Source organism: Bacteroidales bacterium (assembly GCA_014860585.1).
Classification (GTDB): Bacteria; Bacteroidota; Bacteroidia; order Bacteroidales; family 4484-276; genus RZYY01.
In genome coordinates this window covers 37,198-59,203 of sequence record JACZJL010000107.1, presented here as the reverse complement: position 1 = coordinate 59,203, position 22,006 = coordinate 37,198, and the positions used below count along the sequence as shown (strand labels likewise).

General features: G+C 45.3%; 8 protein-coding genes. 1 reads left to right on the top strand and 7 read right to left on the bottom strand.

All coding sequences use genetic code 11. The features are described 5' to 3' along the window. The first annotated feature begins 17 nt into the window (after positions 1-17). The gene (locus tag IH598_11375) at positions 18-2,639 is read left to right on the top strand and encodes a leucine-rich repeat domain-containing protein (protein MBE0639111.1); all 2,622 of its coding nucleotides are present in this window, start codon (positions 18-20) and stop codon (positions 2,637-2,639) included. Between the two features lie 38 nt (positions 2,640-2,677). Here IH598_11375 and IH598_11370 read toward each other — a convergent pair whose 3' ends face one another. From IH598_11370 to IH598_11340, 7 genes are all read right to left on the bottom strand, one after another. Continuing rightward, positions 2,678-3,529 (bottom strand): histidinol-phosphatase, encoded by an 852-nt coding sequence (locus IH598_11370; protein MBE0639110.1) that lies wholly within the window; start codon positions 3,527-3,529, stop codon positions 2,678-2,680. 6 nt (positions 3,530-3,535) lie between these two features. Continuing rightward, positions 3,536-4,786, bottom strand: a complete 1,251-nt coding sequence (locus tag IH598_11365; protein MBE0639109.1) for a U32 family peptidase — start codon at positions 4,784-4,786, stop codon at positions 3,536-3,538. A 329-nt stretch (positions 4,787-5,115) separates the two neighbouring features. Next, the gene (locus IH598_11360; protein MBE0639108.1) at positions 5,116-6,048 is read right to left on the bottom strand and encodes an EamA family transporter; all 933 of its coding nucleotides are present in this window, start codon (positions 6,046-6,048) and stop codon (positions 5,116-5,118) included. Between the two features lie 404 nt (positions 6,049-6,452). After that, entirely contained in the window at positions 6,453-9,710 is a 3,258-nt protein-coding gene (locus IH598_11355) for a T9SS type A sorting domain-containing protein (protein ID MBE0639107.1), read from the bottom strand. 23 nt (positions 9,711-9,733) lie between these two features. Then, positions 9,734-13,477 (bottom strand): hypothetical protein, encoded by a 3,744-nt coding sequence (locus IH598_11350; protein ID MBE0639106.1) that lies wholly within the window; start codon positions 13,475-13,477, stop codon positions 9,734-9,736. A gap of 58 nt (positions 13,478-13,535) precedes the next feature. Continuing rightward, positions 13,536-17,495, bottom strand: coding sequence for a PKD domain-containing protein (locus IH598_11345; protein MBE0639105.1), 3,960 nt, complete (start codon positions 17,493-17,495; stop codon positions 13,536-13,538). Positions 17,496-17,595: 100 nt separating this feature from the next. Beyond that, on the bottom strand, positions 17,596-21,999 hold the full coding sequence (locus IH598_11340; GenBank protein ID MBE0639104.1) for a T9SS type A sorting domain-containing protein: 4,404 nt from the start codon (positions 21,997-21,999) through the stop codon (positions 17,596-17,598). Positions 22,000-22,006 lie beyond the last annotated feature (7 nt).

Below are 22,006 nucleotides of genomic sequence, written 5' to 3'. Positions count from 1 at the left end.
CCGCTATAATTTTGAATATGAATAAAAGTTTATTGTATTTCATCCTCCCATTTGCTTTTTATTTCCTTTGCACGGGGTATTTGGGAGCTCAAAAACAGCCACAGTCGCTATCTGCTGAAGATTTAGCACGTTACAAGGAAGACGCCGGCCAAATGGTTTCTTTTCTCCAATTTACATTCAATACGCTTGGCAATCCTGAGGTTTCGACAAAGGAAAAAGATATTATTATCAACCAGAGTTGGACTAAAATTTTTGAAAACGAAAAAGTACAGGTTGAGGATGATCTTGACGAAAATCGTGAGGTGCCTTTAAATAAAGATGTGCAGGCCTACCTGAAAGACATTGACTTCTTTTTTAAAGAAGTGGCGTTTACCTTCACAATCCAGGAAATTGAACAGCAGGTGAACGAGAAGAATCAGCTTTTTTTCAAAGTTATCATAAACCGCAACCTTAAAGGAACCACCATTGAAGGGAATAAAGTTGATTCCAACAGACTTCGATATATTGAAATCAATCTTACCGACGAGAATAAAGATTTAAAAGTTGCAAGTATTTATACCACCAAACTCAATGAGCGTGAGGAATTACGCCGGTGGTGGAACGATTTGCCCACTGCCTGGCGGAACCTGCTGGGTGAAAATGTAATGCTGAAAGACACCCTGAGGATGAAGCATGTCCTCTGGTTCAATGATTCTGTTGCAGCATTTGATGTGATCATCCAGAGAAGGGTAAACCAGGGTGCATTCTCATTAAATGAACTTGACACATTAAAAATCGCTTTATCTGATACCGGAAACATTTCGGCACTTCTTATTGACAGACAGATCCAAAAAATTATCCAGGTTGACACTATCAATTTTTCGGGCAGGAAAAGAATTGTTTCACTCGAACCCCTGTCAAAGCTTCCACGAATAAAGTATTTGGATTTAAGCGGAACTTCGGTTTTTGATCTGATGCCGGCCAGGAACCTTTCACACCTTGAGTTTTTAAATTGTTCCAACACCCTGATTGATGAACTTGAACCGATCAGATACTTAACCAAACTGCAGGAGTTGAATGCAGGAAATACAAAGGTTGCAGATATCAGTACACTGGCTAATTTCACCCAATTGATCCGGCTAAACTTAAGTCATACTCAAATCAAGACCCTGGATCCGCTAACAGGGCTTGTCAATATAAAAGACTTAGATATTTCAGGAACAAGTCTTAATACCTTAGGTGCGGTGAGTTCACTGAAATCTCTCGACCGGCTTGATTTTTCAGCGACTAACATTACTGACGTCAATCCTTTGAAGAACTTGACCGAGCTGGTCTTTTTAAAATTTGAAAACACTCCGGTGAGTACACTCGAACCACTGAGCAGTTTAACCAACCTGAGATTACTGTTCATTGATCAGACACCGGTATCTGATTTGTCGCCATTGAGCGGATTGCCGAATCTGAGTACGATCTATTGTGATCAGGCCCGCGTAACCCGCAATGAAGCAATGCGTTTCAATGAAATCAATCCGCAGGTGCTGGTCATTTACGAAACATCTGAATTGAAACATTGGTGGAACGACCTGTTGCCCGAATGGAAAAGTGTATTTGCAGATAAAGTTGCGCTATTTGCAAATCCCACCAAGGAAGAATTGCATGATGTAACGAGAATGAGAACACTGAACATAGCTGAGAATAAGGCACTGCTCTCTCTTGATCCTGTCGCAAACATGCCGATGCTCAACGCGATATACTGCCAGGGAACGGGCATTACCAATATTACTCCGGTAAGTAACTTGTCCGATCTTCGCGAGCTCAACTTTTCCAACACAAAGGTGAGTGATTTGTCACCCCTCGAAGATCTTACAAAGCTTACCAAAATCTCCTTTGACCACACCAATGTAACTTCGTTCCTCCCCATCATGGAACTTGGAAGTCTGAAAGTCATCTATTGTGATGATGCACCTGTGGATGAAACAGAGATCATCGAATTTTTAATCAGGCACCCGGGATGTCTGGTCGTTTATCAAACAGATGATTTGCGAAAGTGGTGGGATGAATTGCCCGAAGTTTGGAAATCGCTGGCCGAAAAATATATTACTCCCAACACCGAATTAAGCCGTGAACAATTGCAGGAGCTGGCCAACTTAAGGGTTGTTAACCTTGATGAATCAGCACTTTCAGAGCGTTCGCTCGAAATTACAAGCCTTGAATACCTCAATAAGATGATCCTGCTCGAGGAAGTCCGATTTTCCAATACAAGGATTTCCTCCCTGGCGCCTCTAAGTACGTTGAACAGGCTCCATACCCTGATTTGTCCCAACAATCCGATCGAATCTCTGCAACCATTATCGGAACTTGTAACACTTGAAGTGCTTGATATTCAAAATACAGCTGTTAGTGAATTGTTGTTTCTTGCACCGCTTGCAAAGTTGCGCAAACTCAATATCTCCGGAACACAAATTAAAAGTTTGAAGGGTGTTGAGTATCTTACAGGCCTTGAGCAGCTCGACTGTTTTAACACAAGGATTAAAAACCTGAAACAGGTGCAGGCACTTCCCAATCTGAAGCTGGTCAAATGCTACAATACAAAGATAACCAGCCGAACCATCGATAAGTTCCGTGCTGCACGCCCTGAGGTGGAGGTTGTATACTATTAAATTAAACACCGGGACGAATCCGGCAAAACAAGGTAAGTTTAAGATTTTACAGGCGTCTCTGTCCACCCTTTCTCTGAGAATAGCATCAGCTTTTTAAATCCAATACCATCCAGTATTTCAAGTGCCTCTCTGAAATATCCGGAAAGTTCCTCCGGGCGATGTGCATCGGAACTCAGGATAATGGGTATGCCAAGCCGGTGAATTTTTTTCAACGCTTTTACTCCCGGGAACAACTCGTCCGAACGACCTTTGTAAATGCCACGGGTATTCACCTCCACAATTGTTCCGGCTTCGGCAATCAAGGCAAGTGTTTCATCAACCTGCTCTTCATACCAGGCTTCGTCTTCGGTGAAAAACCGGTTTTTGTTGTGCATCTTAATTTTATCAAGATGAGCCACCACATCGGGCTTTTGGGTTGAAATCATCTCCCGAACCTGATTCCAGTAAGCTATGACCGCCGTCTGAACATCATCCCCGAAAAGTAATTTCATTCCATTGTCATAAATCTCCTGAACAGGCCCGTCGGTAAACCAGAGTTCATCCCTGTTTTCTCTTTTAATCAGGTGTACTCCGCCAATGGTATAATCCAGCCCGGCAAGATTGGTAAAATACCGAAAAGGCTTTGATATTCCGGGGATAAAATCAATCTCCAATCCAAGATATATGTTGATCTGGTTGCTGTATTTTGATTTCAATGACCGGATTTCATCAGCATATTCCTTCAGCTTTTCATCATTCGTAATAGCAAAGCGGTTTTTGAAAGGTAAGGGCGAATGACTTGAAAAACCAAGTGTGTGAAACCCCTGCCGGATGGCTTCTTTCACGTACGCTTCCGGTTCGGATGAGCCATCACAATAAGTACAGTGGGTGTGCAGATTAAATAGTTTCATGGTTGATCAGTTTTCCGGTTCGACATCAACAACTTTGTAAACTTTATCCATTCTTCTGACGACCGTTGTAGTGGCGATGGAGCAAAACTCGCCCTTGACAGCTTGCGGGGCCGGGTGTTCATCCACTCTGATCTCATTAATTATGGCCTGATAAACGCCGGTGGTTGGGCCGGTAATCAGGATGTCGTCACCGGTCTTTAGGTCATGGGTTTCGATTTTGATTTCAGCTACACCCAGTTTGGTGAAATAATTGGTCACTTTGCCGACATAAATTTTTCGCTTTGTGGCCAGCGACCCATATTGCTTTGTCCATTCGCCCAGCTTTTGACCCAAATAATAGCCATCCCAAAATCCACGGTTGTAAACAGTACCGAGGCGTTCTTCCCATTTGGCAAGATTTTCATCGGTGAAGATCCCGTCGAAATACGCATCGGCAGCCTCGCGATAGCACCTGCTGACTACTTTCACATAATCTGCCGAACGTCCGCGCCCTTCGATTTTAAACACCTGAACCCCGGCCTGGATGATTTCGTCAATGAATTGAATGGTTTTCAGGTCTTTTGGCGACATGATGTATTCGTTGTCAATTTCCAATTCCACCTCTCCATCCAGATCGGTCACCTTGTAACCTCTGCGGCACAATTGCAGGCAGGCGCCGCGGTTGGCCGAGGAGTTCATATTATCGAGGCTGAGGTAGCACTTGCCTGAAACTGCCATGCATAGCGCACCGTGCACAAATAGCTCAATCCTGATCAGATTTCCGGAGGGTCCCTTGATCTGCTCCTCATGAATCTGGCGGGTAATTGCACCCACATCTTTCAATGTAAGCTCCCGTGCTGTCACCATAACGTCGGCAAAATTTGCCCAGAACTTCACAGCTTCAATGTTCGTAATGTTGGTCTGGGTTGACATGTGCACTTCAACACCTTTTGCGCGGGCATACTGGATCACAGAAAGGTCAGAAGCAATAATGGCGGTGATTTCGTTGTGTTTGGCTGCATCCACAATCTGTTTCATCTCTTCCAGTTCCTTGTCATAAATGATTGTGTTGAGGGTTATGTAGCTTTTAAGGCCGTGTTCGCGACAGGTCGCGGAAATCTTCGCCAAATCGTCAAGGGTAAAATTCTGTGAGGAGCGCGAACGCATATTGAGTTTTCCAATTCCAAAATATACTGAGTTGGCGCCGCCCTGAATTGCCGCCATCAGCGATTCATACGAGCCTACAGGAGCCATTATTTCGATATCAGTTGCAGTCATCATTTGATTTTAAGGCAGCAAAATTAATCCGATTTTAAGAATGTAGTGTCTGTGGCGGATGCTCAGGATCAGCCAAGAGGTCATTTGAAATTTTTACCAAAAAATTAGTGTCAGCAAGAAAACCCTTCAAATTTGATTTTCAACGATTTCTTTTCCCCACCCTTCCCACAGGGATCCCTTCGGGAAAAGGGAGTAAATCGTTGAAAATCAATGCTCCCGGAATTTATCCCGATGCAGTCGGGAGGGTTGGGGTATTCATTGATTTTCAACTTATGGGGTTTTCTTGCTGACACTAATTAAAGATGGAGCCATCATAAAAACATCGGTTGTTAAACTTTTACCACAGCCGGAATCCCCTTCTTCACGGGGCGGTTGGCCATATAAACTCCGGCAAGGATGATGATTATCCAGATGGCAAATCCGATCAGGAAGGATTCGCCGTCAACAATGCCCCAGAGGGTGGAAACGATGGGCATGAGGTAAGTGACGCTTGATGAAAACATGGCTGAAGTGCGCTTGATCAGCCAGAAGTTGGCAATGATGGCTATTGAAGTTCCAAAAACTGCCAGGATAGATACAAATCCCAACCCCTCCCATGCCCCCGGCACATTTGTCATGCGGTGGACGAAATCTGTTCCGGATAAAAGGAAAGCCAGCGAAGGAATGCCGATAAAGATAAAAGCTACCGAAGCAATGGTGACCGGATCATAACCGGTAAGGTAGTTTTTGATGAAATTCATCTGGAAAGCGTAGCAGATCGTGGCGATGATGATCAGCGAAGCCGGCCCTATATTGAGGCTAAAGCTGCCGGCGCCTGCCACGGAAAGCAATCCGATCGCGCCGATCAACCCGATGATGACCCCAAATACGTTGATAAACTTTGTGTGCCGCCCGAAAAAAAGCACACCGGCAATCAACGTAAAAAGAGGAGTTAAAGAATTAAGGATGCCTGCCATATAGCTGTCCATGCCGGTTTGGGCTTTGGCAAACAAAAATGCCGGAATACCATTGCCAAGCAATCCGGCAATGATGAACAGATGGATATTTTTCTTTTTTATTTTACTCAACCGGAAAATTGCCAGGGGTAAAAGCGCCAGGAAAGAAATGGAAACCCTGAGTGCTCCCAACTGCAGGCTGCTGAAAACCACCAGCCCCTTTTTGATCAGAATAAAGGAACTGCCCCAAATCAACATCAGGGCAATCAATACCAGCCAGTCAATTAATAATGGTCTGTTTTCCTGCTGTGCAGCGGAATTTTGCAATTTCCGGGAGATTAAAAGTTTAAAGCATCAGTTATTAAAAAACGGTTAATGAACCGATGGCAAAATAAAGCATTAATTAAGTTCTGAAGGCTGCAGAATAGAAATTAATTGAGGTGTCCAATTAAGAACTTATGTTTTCTAAGAAAAATTTACCATCAGTTTAACATGAACTAAAGAAGTTAAATGGAAATTAGGGACATGCTTTATGATAGTCAATCCCAACTTTCCCGCATGGACGGGACAGGTTGTGCAACAACATTTTAGCTATATCACAGAGTAACACGGAGAAGACACTGCGTTGTGGTTCATTTTTCCTAAACTAAAAAAATAGTGCTTTTGCGGAGCGGCTTGCAACCACAAAAGCACCAAAATGATTAAGTATTGTCAGATTTCTGGCAGGGAAACTATTTCCTCACCACTATTTTCCTGGTTACATTCAGTTCTTCACCGATTAGCCTGACGAAATAAACCCCGTTACTCAACCCGGAAATATCCAGCGAAGTCTTGCTGTTGAGGGTTTCGTGTTTGAGCGTTACACCCTTTGCGTTGATGATGTCCACTTGCACGGGATAGCGTTCAATTCCTGAAAGATGAATAAATTCACCGGCAGGATTTGGGGAGAGCGTTATCCTGGATTCCTGCGATTCGTGAACGCCGGAGGTGTAAAGTAAAAAAGAATTGATCTTTGTTAAACCGTCCACAACAAAATTGCCCTGGTCGGGGTATGACGGGTCATATTCGATCCCGGTAAGGTAGCCCAAGGTACCGGTTGATGGCCGGTGAAATGAAAATGAAATTTCATCACCTTCCAGTAACCCAACCGGATTGCTACTCATGGTTGAATCAACTCCATAAATCACCATAACATGAGGGGTTTCCAGGTCGGTAATTTCGAGATAACCAAGACAAATATCCGCACCATTTGTAACGATTAGCTCGTCACCCACTTCCAACTGGCCGGCGAACGGCTCGGGAGAGAACAACACAAGGTGGGAAGTGCTTGTGGTGATCATCTCAAAATCTTCCGGTGCTGACTTCATTTTTTGCGAATGTTGCTTTCCTGGCATATTTTTGTTGGTTTGCGGGAAAGTAACATTGCCTGCTGATTCCAGTTTTACCATGTAGGATTTACCGGCTTTCAGGTGTTCGAGTGTCATCACCTCCTCACCGGGCCAGTAAACCTGAGTACCTGCCACCTCTTTCACAACTGTGAGATTATTTCCCAGCACACTGAACAGATCATTGCATGGCACTTCATTTCCGCAAATCACCGGAATCAGATTCCAGCCTTCCTGCAGTGAAAGGGTGTGGTTCACAATATCGTACCCGGAAACTTCCAGAGAAACATCTTCAGAAACCTTGATTTTGTATCCGCTGTGTACATTCCACAGTCCGATGGTATTCATCCCGGCTGATGGCCAGTAAGCGCCATCCATATCCTGGACAATGATCAGTTCGTCGCCGATGCTGCTGAACAACTCCTCAAGCTGGCTATCGGACGGCATCAGGTAACTCGACAGGCCGCTCCATCCTTCCGGAATTACGATCGTTTGTTGCATCAGCGGCGGCATGGCGCCGGCAACCGGTGGGAAGGTGATGAAGTCAATCCAGCCGCAGTCGCCTCCGTTGGCTACCGATTGGTCTTTCTCGTAAGTCCATCTGAAAGTTCTTTGCCCCTGGGTTACCGGGAAAGAAACCTCTGCCCAGCTTTCTTCTCCTGCCCATTGATCTTTCTCCTGTCCGTCGATATAAAATGTGAGGTAATCATAACCGGGCTCAGAAGAGACTTTCCGGTAAAACGAAATTTCTCCGTCAGCGACTACATCGAGTGTCAGCTCTAGTGTTGACTGGGCATTGTTGCCAATGGTTCCCGACCGTGCAGCATAGGTTCCTTCGAAAGCACCATCATTGGTTATGTACCAGTTGGCGCTGCCCGAAGTTTCCCAATCGTACTGGCTGAAGTCGCCGGTTTCAAAATCTTCGATAGACAAACCGACCGGGAAATTCAAATCAAAAGTATAGGTGAAATTGTTGCCGTTCGATTCGCAGGTTACGGTCAGTTCGGCCTCAACAACATGACCAATGGGAACTGAAGCATTGACCGTGAAGTTAAACATCAGCTCTTCGGTGGCGCCGGCTTCGATCATTTCCAGTGAAGTTGATCCTGAATTGATTACGGTGTAGGGATCGGAAGTGGAAAGCCCAACCACCACATCGGTGGCATCAAAATATCCGTTGTTGATCAGTCCGATCACTGCATTGACCGTTTCACCCGGATCAATTACGCCATTGTTGTTTCCGGCCGGATCGAGAATCTGAATGCTACCGGTTTCAATCGAGTAAGCCCGGATGGTCAACCCTTTAATGCAAAAGTTTCCGGTATTTTGGAAACCCGAAGGATCATCATAATTGTAAAAGTCGCGCCACAGTCCGTTTTCAAAGTAATAGCTTTCGTCGGGACTTGCTGTGGAATTCACGATGGCCCTGGTACTGGCGCCAAGCAAAACAGGAACGTCTGAAGTGCGGTCATAAGGCATCCCTCCGGCTGATAACTGGAGATAGATGTAAAAATCATCCCCCATTACCAGGTCAACGGGCTGTTCGAGGTCGAGCGTGTGCAAACCAATATGGCTGATGGTACCGGACATGCTCGAAAGTTCATTTTGCAGGGCGCCGGCTGTGAAATCGTCATAAATTTTAACCACATAATCCACGTTATTGGCGGCAGTATAAAAATTCACGGTTTTCAACAGGTCGTTCGATTCAGCGAGAAATTTATTGAAGGCTTCTGTGGTACCCGGTTTGGTGTCTCTCCACCCGTGGTAATCGTGATAATATACTTTGTCGAAATCGTACAAAAAAACATCCTGGAAAGAGATGGCGCCCATTTCGGGATGATGGCCGGCATGTTTATCATAATAGGAAATCCAGAAGTATCCTGATAATCCCCAACCTGAACCCCAGCTGTTTTTACAGAGCCATGCTCCCGGTTGGGGCGCCTGGGTAACTTTGGAATCGTCCCAGCCCACAATGGCAATGGCATGGTTTGGTTCAAGATTGTTGGTTGGGGGCTGGTAGTGTATATAATTGGAAATGAACTGGCCGTCATAACACATGCAGGTTCCCATTACACCATACTCAATGATTTTGTTTTTCAGGAGGTCAATATTTTCGAGATTCTGACCAACGGTGTACCATTCAATCCGCCGGGGGAAATATTTGTGGAATGACTCGAGATATCTTGGCGGTGGGCTTGCATAGGATTGCCCGTCAGTTTCACGCACCGGGCCTTCGCCGCGCGCAATATAGGCAGATGTGACGCGATAGTCACCGCCTTCGTGCACCACCAATCCATTGCCGGTGGGTGGGTTAAGGTCTTCATTGTAGTGTTGATTAAACCCATTCCACCAATCGAGGTGATACTCGGCAAGGTTGGGTTCGCCCACCTCGCCGGCGGCAGCCCAGTTGCCTGTCATGAGGAGGTTGCCCTCCATGGCTGCCATGACGCCATGAGTCCAGCAGGTACCCCCTTGCTGGCTTTTTACAGAAGTTACGTAATTCACCCCGTTCACATTACGCAAATCGTATGTCGAAGGAGGTGTTTGCGCCTGTAGAAGAAAAATTACAGGGGCAAGAGCGAGAGATAAAAGAAACTTTTTCATAACATATACTTTTTGGTTTAAAACTATTTATCGCATTCAGGGAAGATGATTTCGGCATCGGTGCTGACCCTTACCAGATAGGCCTGGCCTGCTTTGAGCTGACCAAGCGTGTTGATGCCCATTGCAGGCCAATAAACACCGCTTCCTGCAATTTCCTTTACAATTTGAAGTTGACCTGATATACCGCTAAAAAATGAAACTACTTCTACATCGCACTCACTGATTACCGGGATCATATTCCATCCAGATTGCAAATCTACCTGTTTATTCGGGTTGACCCATCCCGAAACCTGCATCATTACTGGATTTTCAAGTTTAATTTTGTACCCCTGCTGATGATTCCAGTTGCCAATCGTGTTAATGCTTAATTCGGGATAAAACACCCCTTCTAAACTCTGGAGGATAATCAGTTCGCCCATTATTGGTTCAAGCATTTCTTCAAGTGAACTGTTTTCAGGAATCAGGCATGAAGACAACCCGCTCCAACCGTCAGGAATCATTATGAATTGAGTGATTGGTGGGGGAGGAAGTAATCCGAAATAGTCGAGATAGCCCTCCATCAGTGTAGTGCGGTCGCCCAGCAGTCCGCCAAACTCATGTGATGCGCCGATGGTCTGGTAGGATGTGGTGCTGTTAATGACCGCCGTACCATATGCCGGCGCCAGATTACTCAGGATAACAACACCTCCGTTTGTTGCGCTCAGTCGATCGATATAAGAATTTTCACTGTTGTAAGTAAAACTCAGCCCCTCTGTAAAAGTACCTGAGTGACCCACAATAGTTCCTAAATCGCTCCCACCATCACCGGTTGCATTGATGCCGAACATGCTGTGCATCGGGGTTTTTGGGTCGTAATACCATGTATCACCACCTTCCACATACATTTTTCCGCCTCCATTCAGGTAATCGGCAAATGCCTGACCGTGTGCTTGCGTCAACACATGGTTAAATGGATAGATTCCAAGACACAGAAAAACAGAAGAATACAGTTCAAGGTTTTCAGGCATGGTAGTGACAATATTTGCGGAAACATCAAGTTCCTGCATGGCTGCTACTATTTTATCCGAGGAATTGTGATTGGTATCAAAATCGATGATCAACACAGGTATCTGGCCGATGATCACATCAAAAAACTCAAGAAGCTCCAAACCAAGATCAGCAGTTGCAAGGAACTCAAAAGGGACTATGTAGCCAGCCGGAACTGAACTGCCTGCTGTAATTTGATAGGTTCGTTCCACTGTTGCTCCTGCCGGCAATGTGCCATAGTTCATTTGTTGTTGAGCTATGGTAATATAAGGATCGGTGATAGTTAGTTGTCCCAAAGTGCCAGTTACTGCTGAAGCACCAGGATTTTTCATCGAAATGATCAGGTCAACAGTTTCTCCCGGGTCAAGCTTATTGTTGTTATTCCCGTAAGGGTCTTCGATTTCAAATCCGATAAATGCCAACTGACCTGCATAAGCGAAAAGACTAAACGAACTTTCCCACGATGAGCTTCCATCATTGGCTGTAAGATTGAAAATTATGGATTGACCATTGGGAACATTACTGGCAACCTGGATGGTGAAGGCGTTGGTGATGGTGACCAACTGACCTGGCGCCATATTGCCGAAATTGGCTGTCGGGTTGAGTATGGTAATAAAACTATTTGCTGTTGAAAGTGTAGCGACAACATTTTGGGCGGGATCATACCCGGTGTTTTTCATCCCAACAGTCAAACCTGCGGTTTCGCCATAATCAAGCCTTCCATTCTGATTTCCGTTTTGGTCGTTCACAATGACGTGGTTGAAATAGACAGCCGGACCACCTGCAGCGCTGCATTGAATGGTCTGGTAAATCGGCTGTAAGTTAAAACCGGTAACCACCAGCAATACGTCGCCGGGGATAAAATTGTTGGGAATGGAGACAGCGCCATTATCACCGGAATACGCGCTGGCAAAGGTTCCATTTTGAGACACCGATACCAATGCACCTTTGAAAGGAATGCCGTTCACTTTGACGATTGTTTCGAAGGGCGATCCCACGGTAAGGCTCATGTTAGTCAAGGTGGGTGTTGCAGGTGTTTTTGTTCTTGCCTGCAGGGAGGGATCGCCAAATGTTGTCCAGGTTTGGATGGTTTGAAGGTCAGAAGTACCGGCAGACTCGGTGTACATAAGGATCAGCCCGTTGACGACGATTGAGCCAAGTACTGTCCTCCCTTCTGTAGTGTTGATTCCGTTACCCGGGTTGGCAGTGTAATTGTATCCACCGGTAAGCAGGTCGTTAAAATAGTCCTGCCCGCGCATCGGGGGTTGCCAGGGTTGATTGATGGTAGCCATTAAAGTCATCACAGCACCGCCGTTTTCTTTTCTCAACCAGGCTTCCGCAAAGCAGTCGCCAAGATGAAAAGCGCCGTTGACACAGGCTACCGAAAAGATATATGGAAGTTTGGCGCCGTTGGTCAACTGGTTCACATGGGTATTGCTGAATCCGGTTGTGCCCCATGAATTCATCGAACCGTGGCCACAATAGTTAATGATACTGGCGCCGGCTTCGATGTAATTTTTCACCTGAAGTGCAGTGGCTGACGGTTCGTAAGCAGTGCTATGGCCATCGTAAGTAAAAGGATCGAGTTTGTTATTATAAATGACATTTGTGTGAACATAATCAATTTCGCCGTCATCGCCAATTCCTGCCCCTTCGTCGCTTGCCACGCTGATGGCCTTTGGATACCAGGTTCCGGAAGGCAGTTTTTCGTAGTTGATGGTTTTATTCACCTGAACAGTAACCTGCGTTGCATTGTTGGCAGAAAACCGCCCGATAGCTATATCCGGGAAATTATCGGTACCCACCACACATCCGAGCATGGGGTCCATCGGGGCGTTGGCGCCGCCCCCCAGGTCACACTTGATATCAGCCCAGTCGCCAACCAACTGAACATAAAGAATGCTGTTGTTCTGGTTGTATTTTGACTGGATCAGACTTTTTACATTGGTACCGGTAGCCACAACTTCTTTGGTGATTCCGTGTCCTTTTTGCTTTTTCCAGTCAATATAGGGCTGAATGGCCGATTCGTCTCTTGCAGTAGTGATGACAAGAATATCGCCGGCTTCGCCAACGGCCAGGTCTGTCGTATTTTCGTAATTCAGGAAAACGGAATGATAGAGTGCTTCCATTTCCGGAAAAAATTTCCCTGAGGGTTGCTTCAGAGGATTTACCGGTTCAGTATCATCCTCCGAAAATTCTACAGTCACCCTGGTGAAAACCCTCAAACTTTGTTGCACGGCATTGTACTGAAAAGGATAAACATATACAGTCACTCCTCTTGCATCCTTGATGATAAAGGGGTCAGTAAGTCCGATCAGCTCACCCGGATAAAAATCATCCATGAGCGATTCCGGTGCAATAAAATATGGAATCAGACTGGGGTCCTGGTCACGGTAAATCACACCTCTTGAAGGAACCAGGGGAAAATCAAGCGGGTAATCAGTAAATTCCTCTGCAATCACCACAATGCGAACATTCTTCAACGGATCAATCTGGATGTTGGCATTGATAAATGGTAACTCGGCAAAACCCTCGTCCATAGTGGTTACACTGCCTGAGAACAAAATCCTGGTGAAATCCGTTCCGCTCAGATTATCTGGGCGCAGGGAAAATTCACCGAGGGTGAATTTGACCGTAGAGGTGGTTGGATTGATGCGGGTGTAGATGACATCATAACCTTCAGCACCTTTAATATTAAGAAGAAATGAAAGGAAGAAGAAAATGAATAGAAGTTTTTTCATAACGCCAACAGATTAGTGATGTAAAATTTGAAAGTTGTAAAATTACAAAATTAATGAATCAATTGCAAAAAGGGAAAGTAATCGTCACAGGATTCTCTACCCTTACGTAATAAGCTCTTCCGGGATTAAGCAGGCCGATGGTGTTGATACCCATTGCCGGCCAGTAAATGCCCGTTCCGGCTATTTCTTTGACGATGAAAGTATTTCCACTTATCCCATTAAAAAGTAACTCCGGTATTTGACCACAGGCACTCATTACCGGGATCAGGTTCCAGCCGGCTTCAAGTTGTAGTGTCTGCTGTACGTTTTGCCAGCCTGTGATATCAAACATAACCGGGTTTTCGGTTTTTATCTTGTACCCTTCCTGGTAATCCCATTGTCCGATCGTGTTGATATTATATTGTGGATAAAATACGCCGTTCATGCTTTGCAGGATAATCAGGTCGTTGATTACCGGCTGAAACAATTCAAAAAGTTCGGGATTACCTGGTATCAGGCAGGAAGACAAACCACTCCATCCGGCAGGTATAAAGATGGTTTGGGAAGTCATTGGCTCGGCTACTGAAATGAAATTTTCGAAAGTGCCGGTAGCTTGTCCGTTTTGATTCGAAACCTGCAGTGTGACATTAAAAATACCTGACTGGTTATAGGTCACCAAAGGATTTTTTGAAGTGGAAGTAGCCGGTGTTCCTCCTTCGAATGTCCAGAGGAAGCTGGTTGGGAAACCGGTGGAGATGTCATAGAACTGGACAAACTCTCCGGGATCAAGGCTGGTTTGACTGGCCATGATGTTAACAGCAAGATTACCCGGTGAAACATAAGAGGGGAATGAAATCAAGTCCACCCAGGCACAATCGCTTCCCGTGTTAACGGAAACATCTTTTGTATAGGCCCATTTCAGGACATGCTGTCCGACTGTAAGTGGATAAGTAGCTTTTTGCCAGTCCACATTACCCGACCAACTGTTTTTTTCGATGTTGTCAATATAGAACCTGAGATAATCGTAGTTGGATTCCGAAGAAACCTTATACCAGAACGAAACCTCGCCGGCCATCGAAACATTGACGGTAACCTGCATTGCTGAAGTTTGATTATGAGTAATCAAGCCTGATTTTGCACTGTAAATTCCCTCGTAAGGTTGGACGTTTGTGATGGTCCAGTTGGCATTACCGGAGAACGACCACGGGAACTGGGAAAAGTTTCCGGTTTCAAAGTTTTCGATATTGTTAGCTACACCTACCGGGAGATTAAATGTTTTCAGTGCAGAATAACTATCCGAAGTAAGCAACAGGTTAACATCTGCAAACACGGCAGTCGGTGCATTAACTGCAACACTAATTTTGGTTGAAACAGATTTTTGTTCACCGGGGAGTAATGCTCCTGCCTGGAAATTGGCCGGCACAACAGAAATATATGTGGAATTGGTTACAAATAAACCCTCAACAAGGGATACAGCACTTGACCCTGAATTGGAAAAGGTGATCATTGCATCCACTTTCTCTCCGGGGTCAAGCCTTCCGTTACCATTGCCGCCCGATTGATCCTGAATTGTAATGGTTCCGATCTCCAATTGTGGGGCATTTACTGTGATCTGAAATGTCGAATTCCAATTTCCGCTGCCATCTGAAAACTGAAGCTGGAAGGAAGCCTGGTACTGGTCGGGTAGATAACCGGCAACCGAAAGGGTAAAAGCATCCTGAACCGTGGTGCTGGCTCCGGATGCAATCACGCCAAAACTTTGCACAGCCTGGCCTGAAATTGTAACATTTGGATCAGTGCCTGTAATGGTTGCAATGATTTGACCTGAAGCGTCGGCGCCGATATTTTTAATTGTTATGTTCAATGAAATGTCCTCACCGTAATCAGCCTGGCCATTATTATTACCCTCCGGGTCGCTGATCGAGAAATTGTCAAGGACAATGTAGGGACCTTCCAGCGCAGTTGCCTGGACTTGAGCCATGTAAGGGATGTGCTGCGGTTTTGTAACTACGATATCCACCAATCCTGAATTCAGTACAGGATCAATCTCAACCGTGGCAACACCTGAAGCATCTACCAGGGCGGTTCCATGCAGTACACCATTTTTCGAGATGGCCACATAAGAGCCAGGTAATGCAGCGACTTCGTAAGTAGCGAGGCCAATCGGGAAAATGGCCATGTGCGATACGGTGTTCTGGCTCGCTTGTGTGTGGTAAGGAACCAGTGATGGGTCACCCAGTACATTATACGCCTGCCAGTAATAAGTCGGGCTTGAGTGGCTGGGATACCCCTGGATGTGAACTTCAGTAACAGCAAGATTGCCCACAAAAACCATTGATCCTGTGGTCACATAATCGCTCACAAACGGCGCATCATAAGCACCCCAGGATGTTTCGGCGTAAGTGGGCACATAACCGTTATTGGTGCCCTGGATCGGAAAGGCGCCTACTGACCAGTAAAAATCTTCAAACCAATAGCTGCTCGGAGATGAACCGATGTAAGCCACCGATCCTTTATTGAGCGCCCTTTGCCAGGTTTCACCAATACATTCTGTATAACCAAAATCAGCGGCCAGGCAACAGTTGCCGATTGCAACCGGGTATTTTCCATTGTTTACAAAACTGTTAACCATACTTTGGGTCAAAGAGGGCGTACCCCAGGAAGTTTCGCTGCAGTGGGCCGTGTAATTGATCAGGCTGACAGCTATCCTGGCAGGATCGTAACAGCCGGAATAGGATGACAAATAGGCATTTACCGCGTTGTAACCGTGGGCTGCATTAAAGTAATTGTTTGTGCCATAAAGAATCGTTGGTTGCCCTACCCGCGGATTCCAGGTAGCATCAGCACCGGCGATTAGGGTAGCGTTGTCGAGGTAAGTAGGATCGGCAAACTCGTATTTTTCGTAATACATGGTTTTGGCAATTTGTGAAACCAATTGAGCGGAGTTGGTTGCCGAAAATCTGCCGTAATACATTTCGGGAAAATAATCGCCGTCAACACTACCATAATACAGATCGGTCATCTTTCCCGAAGCTGAGCCTGTGGTTGCCGGAATCTGCGGAGTATCGCCAACAATGAGCAGAAAACTCGGCGCCGGATCGAGCGGCGTACCGGAGTTGTACTGGTTTTGCACCCAGGTGCGAATTGCAGCGTAGGTGGTTCCGATCTGGTCGGTATAGCCGACAATTACTTTAAATCCTTTTTTTGTTTTCCATTGAATAAACGATTGCAAATCATTTTCAAACATTCTTGGAGAAACAATGAGATACTTCACCGGATATTTGGTCAGGTCGGGATGTGCCGGATAACCGTGCTCTATCCGGTTAAGCAAAGTGTTTTGCACCACCTCAAAATAAGGCGACCACGCAGAAGCTTTGATATACTCATTCATTGCCTGATCAACATTTGAAAATGTGATTTCAACTTCGATATTGTTGCACACCCTGATTACCCCCTGAACCGGGTTATAGCTTACAGGAGCAACCGTTAACCGTGCAATCCGGGTCCCGCGCATGACGCCGAGTACCTCGACCGAAGCCAGCTCATGAGCAATAAAATGATTTGACTGGTAAACCAATTCATCAAATTCAAAAGGGACTTCGTCTGCATCCTGGTCTTTACGGATGGAAGGCTGAACAGGCATCAATGGGTGATGGATATTAAAATCTTTCAACTTGTATTCGGTGACCGAATAATTTTTCACCTTAACTGTAACCTCTGCGCCATGCGGTATTTCGATCAACTTTTTGGTGGCTGGCAATTTTGGTGTTCCCAATTTTCCAATGGAAAATGCTCCGGGCATCCCAATTTCATCAAAAAGTCCCCTGCCCGTTTCAACACTGAATTTCGTAACCCCCAGATAGCTGAAAGTAATACTCAATTTTTCAATATTATCCTCTTTCACAGTGATTTCCGGGCTCGTTCTTCCAAAATCTATAGCTAACTCCTGCGAAAAGAGTGGTGTGCAGGTTAACAAGCTGATAAACAGCGCCATTATAAATAATTCGAGTACATTTTTTCTTGTTAGGTGAAAATTCATCTTTGTCAGTAGGTTAAATGGATTAAAGTTATTAAAAAACACAGGCTGACGGAAGATAAACCACCGGCAGCCTGTTTAAAATCATATCAAAAAATGATGACTATTTCGAAATCACGATCTTTTCAACCAGGTTGGTGTATTCGCCTTCAACTTTGAAGTAATAAATACCATTTGGCAGGTCGAGTTCGATAGTTTTGGCAAACTGACCGGTAAGACTGATCTTCTCAGACAGATAAACAACCTCACCAATTGCATTCACCATTTTGATCATCACTTTATCATTCACATCCAGATTCAACGTAAAGCTACCTGAGTTTGGATTTGGATAGATAGAAATGGCATGATCGGAAACATAATTTAGAATTCCTGTGCAATTTTCAACAGTCAATTCAAAGTCAGCGGATAATGCGCCTTCACCACAATTGTTCACACCGCATACTTTCAGGATGGCAGTGCCTTCGAAACCCGCACTCCAGGTAATTGTTGCTTCATTGGCATTAACCACCATTGTACCTGCCTCTGCAGGTGTCAGTAACCAGTTATAGGAAGTAGCATGTCCGATTTCGGCAACAGTATACATGTCAGTAAATCCCTGGCAAACTTCATGGCTGCCTTCAATTTGTCCGGCTGCTTCAGGCATCGGATCGAGAGTGATTGCCACCGGGATTGACATTGCCCCCTCACCGCATGCATTGAAACCATAAACCATTACTTCTGCTTCTCCAAAGAAATCATCTGCCCAGTTGACCATGGCAGATAAACCCGATCCGTTTATTGTTCCCGCTTCATTTGGAGATAAAAACCAACTGTAATCAGTTGCATTTGCAGTACCTGTTGTTGTGTACTGTGTGTTGGGAGCATTTTGACAAAGCTGGGTTGTACCGACCGGAGTGGTTGCTGTCCCGGGCATTCCCATCACAGTGATGTAGTTGTTCTTGGTTGTGTTATGACTTCCATTTTCACCGGTGACTGTGAGCGAAACATCGTACTGACCGGTGGTATTGTAAACCACCAGCGGATTTTGGAGGTTGGATGTTTCTGGAGTTCCGCCGGGGAATTCCCATGCCCACTCGGTTACACCTCCGGTTGAATTATCGGTAAACTGAACCTGGCCTGCTTCGCAAACTTCGGTCAAATCAGCCTGAAAGTTAGCGGCAACGCCGGCTGAAAGAACACCAAAGAAAGACAGGTACTCTTCCATCAGCGCAACTTTTGTTGATGTTCCATTGGAAAGCCCGCCAAATTCGTGCGAAGCGCCGATGGTTTTGTAATTCCCCTGATCATAGGCTACTGCGGTGCCATAAGCAGGTGATTGATTCTGGAAAATCTTGACTGCAGGAGAAACAGGCTCGATGCGATCAATCCAGGCATTTTCACCACTGTAAACAAAGGACATCCCTTCGGTAAATGTTCCGGTTTGACCAGTTAAGGTCGAAAGATCGCCACTACCGTCGCCTGTTGCATTGATTTTAAACATGCTGTGCACCGGCGTTTGCGGGTCGTAATACCAGGTGTCGCCTCCCTCCATATACAGTGAGCCACCACCATTGAGGAAATCAGCCAGTTGTTGTCCCTGTGTGGAGGATAAAACAGTGTTACTACTGTAAATACCCAGACAAACAAATGCGGATGAATAAAGACTGAGATTGGTTGGGAATGTGGTAACATATTCCGAAGTGATTCCGATCGTATTCATCGCAGTCTGCATTTGTGTGCCGGAACTGTGATTAGGGTCAAGACAAATGATGACAACCGGAATCTGGCCGATGATCACATTGAAGCTGCCCGATCCGGTAATGTTGTGCTCGGCTGTCATTTCAACAGCTAAATTAGCCGAATGACCTGCCGGGGTTGATTCGGAAGCAAAAACGCCAAATGAAGCGTTTGCAGTCGAATTTGCTGCAATGTCGCCAAATGGCTGAGGTCCGGTTTGGGTTACCTGAAGAAAAGTATCATTGGTTGTTAACTGTGCAAGAACATCAAATGCATCGGCTGATCCGGTATTTTTTACAGAAATGACAACGGTGGCCTCCTCACCCGGATCTAATTTTCCGTTGTTATTTCCTGTCGGATCTAAGATTTCATAGCTATCATATACCAACACCGGAGAATGACCTGTAATCACAATATTGCTGTTCCAGCTATCGGAACCATCTGAAGCTGAAACTGTAAACAACACGGCGTGATTGTCAGGTATATTTTCTGCCACATCGAAGGCAAAGGCATCAACAAGCGTAACAATCTGATCTGGTGCAATATTGCCAAAATTGGCTGATGCAGTAGTGATGTTAACATATTCGCTTTCGGTAGATAAAGTAACAACCACGTTTTGTGCTATCTGGATACCTACATTTTTAACGCTTAGGGTAAGTAAAATGGACTCTGCATAATCCATCAGTCCGTTGCCGTTACCACCGGCATTGTCGTTAATTACAAAAGAATCCTTTACTACATAGGGACCTGCCTGTGGAATAACAGGGACAACTGCCTGATACGGAACATAATTGTGTTTAGTGATCGTAACCGTAGCTTCGCCTGGTGTTTGCACCGGACCGTCAAACTGAACCGTTGCAACGCCTGCTGCATCGCTGTAGGCAACGCCATAAACGCTACCATCTTCGTTAGTTACACAAACCAAAGCATTTTCAACCGGATTACCGTTTCCTAATACATTGACCACAAATTCAGATAAACCGAGGAAAATTTGTTCATTGTGAAGCGCTGTGACGGTCATCGGTTGCATGGTCCAGGGTTCGATTGAGGAGTCGCCTAACCAAAGATAGGTTCTGACATTTGAGCGTCCGATTGTTCCGTGAACATTGAGCACGGTAACGTTTGCATAGTTGGTTACATAACCGATGTTTGTAATCCCTTCATTGAAAACAGCTTTGTACATTTCCTTGTCATAATCGTGGTTTGGAATGGTGTAGGATGGAATGATGGCGCCATTCACCGCTACAGAACCACCTGTATGTTTCATGAAAGACTCACAAAGGCAATCACCAACGTGAGCTACAATATCCATGTTATCGCAGCAAACATCAAAAAACACAAATAACTGTTCGAAGTTGGTTAGCTGATTTACGTTAGTAGCCGTAAAATGCGTTGGGTTTGCTGTTGTCCAGTCCCAGAGCTGGGTTGCACTTCCGTGTCCGCGATAGTTGAAAATTCCAACACCGGTATTGTTGACAAATTCAACCACCTGGCCATTGGAATAAGCTTCACCACCATATGCTTTTTCGAAAATGGGAGTTTGAATTGCATAATTAAATGTGCGGATTTCTTCACAACATAGGGTGTATTTGCCAGGATATTGTTCTTTGTGAGCAATTAAAATGGTGTTTTCAGCCCAGTTATCCGACAGATCAGGATTGAGATAATGGGTCATGGTTTTTTCAATCTGTAACTGGAGTTGACCCAACTGGTTAACGTCGTAAACAAAACGTCCGATGGCCAGGTCAGCATAATGATCGTCCGGTCCGTCAAGGCATGTGTACCAACTATCGGAGTAGGAAGGGTCTTCACCACCCGGCGCCCAATAAAACATGGGAACCACATTTGGCCCACCGTTGTTGCCGCCATTCGGATAAGCATCGCCTACCATTAGTACATATTCCAATCCTTCAGCATAAAGCTCGGAAATGTAGGCTTTGAAATGTGCCGGAGTAGTAAAGCCAGCCTCAATTGTTTTAACTTCAACCTTATGTCCCATCTGGTTTTTCCAGTCCACAAGCGGTTGAATAGAACTTACTGCTTCGGTGTTGGTGATGACCAGATATTTAGTAGCCGGCGTATCACGATAGGTTAAAGTATATCCTAGATCATCAAAGTTGGCAATGGCTGCGCCGTACATCTGGTAGAATTTTGGAGTGATCTCCATTTTCGGGGTGAAGCTCATCGATGGATCATGGCCTGAAAATTCAATTTTCAATGTTAAACGGGTGATGGCCTCCAATTCCTTTGTTACCGGGTTGTAAGTAAATGGGGTAATATGCACACCTGCAACTTTTACATCGCGCCAAACACCCGGCTGACTCATTACCACATTTTCAGCCGGATAATTTGCATTTTTCCCGTAAAAGGCCTCGTCCATCACAAACGGGTGTGAATGGCCACCAGGGTTGTCGGTGGTTGGTGTCTGGAACGGATAGATATGATATCCGCCAAATTTCATCGTTTCCGTCTCAAGAATGGTAACCGATATTTTCTGGTTTCCCGGAATCCCGATCAACTCGTGGAGCATCGGAAGTTCCGGACGTCCGACTTCCTTGGTCGTACGGTTGTCGTCGAGTGAAATTCTCTCGAAAATCATGTTTTCATGGGTTACAACCTCACTGAACATCCCTGGAATGGAAACTTCAAGGATAAGCCCTGAGCGGTCGGAGTTCAGGATGGTAATTTCGTGCTGTAAGGGCTGCTGGCTCGTAAATGGAACCCAGCTCTTCTGGCTAAATGCCAGAATCGAAATAAATCCGAGCAATAATACAATCGTAAATTTTTTCATGGAGTGA